This is a genomic window from Streptomyces sp. NPDC040545 (genome assembly GCF_055595065.1).
Genome location: NZ_JBVIWA010000051.1, coordinates 2501 through 5201, shown reverse-complemented (window position 1 = coordinate 5201; position 2701 = coordinate 2501). Strand labels below are relative to the sequence as shown.

The following is a 2701-nucleotide window of genomic DNA, read 5'->3' as shown; positions in this document are numbered from 1 at the left end:
TTCAGAACTAACACAGTGGACGCGAGCAACTGAGGACAAGCCCTCGGCCTATTAGTACCAGTCAGCTTCACCCGTTACCGGGCTTCCACATCTGGCCTATCAACCCAGTCGTCTACTGGGAGCCTTACCCTCTCAAGGAGGTGGGAATACTCATCTTGAAGCAGGCTTCCCGCTTAGATGCTTTCAGCGGTTATCCCTCCCGAACGTAGCCAACCAGCCATGCCCTTGGCAGGACAACTGGCACACCAGAGGTTCGTCCGTCCCGGTCCTCTCGTACTAGGGACAGCCCTTCTCAATATTCCTACGCGCACAGCGGATAGGGACCGAACTGTCTCACGACGTTCTAAACCCAGCTCGCGTACCGCTTTAATGGGCGAACAGCCCAACCCTTGGGACCGACTCCAGCCCCAGGATGCGACGAGCCGACATCGAGGTGCCAAACCATCCCGTCGATATGGACTCTTGGGGAAGATCAGCCTGTTATCCCCGGGGTACCTTTTATCCGTTGAGCGACGGCGCTTCCACAAGCCACCGCCGGATCACTAGTCCCGACTTTCGTCCCTGCTCGACCCGTCGGTCTCACAGTCAAGCTCCCTTGTGCACTTACACTCAACACCTGATTGCCAACCAGGCTGAGGGAACCTTTGGGCGCCTCCGTTACCCTTTGGGAGGCAACCGCCCCAGTTAAACTACCCATCAGACACTGTCCCTGATCCGGATCACGGACCGAGGTTAGACATCCAGCACGACCAGAGTGGTATTTCAACGGCGACTCCACAACCACTGGCGTGGCTGCTTCAAAGTCTCCCACCTATCCTACACAAGCCGAACCGAACACCAATATCAAACTGTAGTAAAGGTCCCGGGGTCTTTCCGTCCTGCTGCGCGAAACGAGCATCTTTACTCGTAGTGCAATTTCACCGGGCCTATGGTTGAGACAGTCGAGAAGTCGTTACGCCATTCGTGCAGGTCGGAACTTACCCGACAAGGAATTTCGCTACCTTAGGATGGTTATAGTTACCACCGCCGTTTACTGGCGCTTAAGTTCTCAGCTTCGCAACCCCGAAAGGTCACTAACCGGTCCCCTTAACGTTCCAGCACCGGGCAGGCGTCAGTCCGTATACATCGCCTTACGGCTTCGCACGGACCTGTGTTTTTAGTAAACAGTCGCTTCTCGCTGGTCTCTGCGGCCACCCCCAGCTCACGGAGCAAGTCCGATCACCAGTGATGGCCCCCCTTCTCCCGAAGTTACGGGGGCATTTTGCCGAGTTCCTTAACCATAGTTCACCCGAACGCCTCGGTATTCTCTACCTGACCACCTGAGTCGGTTTAGGGTACGGGCCGCCATGAAACTCGCTAGAGGCTTTTCTCGACAGCATAGGATCATCCACTTCACCACAATCGGCTCGGCATCAGGTCTCAGCCTTATATGAGGGACGGATTTGCCTACCCCTCGGCCTACACCCTTACCCCGGGACTACCACCGCCCGGGCTGGACTACCTTCCTGCGTCACCCCATCGCTTACCTACTACAAGTCTGGTTCGTCGGCTCCACCACTTTCCTTTCCCCGAAGGGTCCGGAACGGCTTCACGGACTTAGCATCGCCTGATTCGATATTGGGCGTTTCAAAGCGGGTACCGGAATATCAACCGGTTGTCCATCGACTACGCCTGTCGGCCTCGCCTTAGGTCCCGACTTACCCTGGGCAGATCAGCTTGACCCAGGAACCCTTAGTCAATCGGCGCACACGTTTCTCACGTGTGTATCGCTACTCATGCCTGCATTCTCACTCGTGAACCGTCCACAACTAGCTTCCGCTGCTGCTTCACCCGGCACACGACGCTCCCCTACCCATCACAGCGGGCGTTGGCCCTATTGCTGCAATGACACGACTTCGGCGGTACGCTTGAGCCCCGCTACATTGTCGGCGCGGAATCACTTGACCAGTGAGCTATTACGCACTCTTTCAAGGGTGGCTGCTTCTAAGCCAACCTCCTGGTTGTCTCTGCGACTCCACATCCTTTCCCACTTAGCGTACGCTTAGGGGCCTTAGTCGATGCTCTGGGCTGTTTCCCTCTCGACCATGGAGCTTATCCCCCACAGTCTCACTGCCGTGCTCTCACTTACCGGCATTCGGAGTTTGGCTAAGGTCAGTAACCCGGTAGGGCCCATCGCCTATCCAGTGCTCTACCTCCGGCAAGAAACACACGACGCTGCACCTAAATGCATTTCGGGGAGAACCAGCTATCACGGAGTTTGATTGGCCTTTCACCCCTAACCACAGGTCATCCCCCAGGTTTTCAACCCTGGTGGGTTCGGTCCTCCACGAAGTCTTACCTCCGCTTCAACCTGCCCATGGCTAGATCACTCCGCTTCGGGTCTAGAGCGTGCAACTCAATCGCCCTGTTCGGACTCGCTTTCGCTACGGCTTCCCCACACGGGTTAACCTCGCTACACACCGCTAACTCGCAGGCTCATTCTTCAAAAGGCACGCAGTCACGACTGTATGTGCAAGCACATACAGCGACGCTCCCACGGCTTGTAGGCACACGGTTTCAGGTACTATTTCACTCCGCTCCCGCGGTACTTTTCACCATTCCCTCACGGTACTATCCGCTATCGGTCACCAGGGAATATTTAGGCTTAGCGGGTGGTCCCGCCAGATTCACACGGGATTTCTCGGGCCCCGTGCTACTTGGG

1 rRNA gene (only partly in view) is annotated in these 2701 nt (G+C 56.4%); it reads right to left on the bottom strand.

Annotated features, from left to right (window positions below):
* Nucleotides 1-31: 31 nt before the first annotated feature.
* Nucleotides 32-2701: ribosomal RNA gene (locus ACZ573_RS38300) — 23S ribosomal RNA — on the bottom strand; it runs 454 nt beyond the window's last position.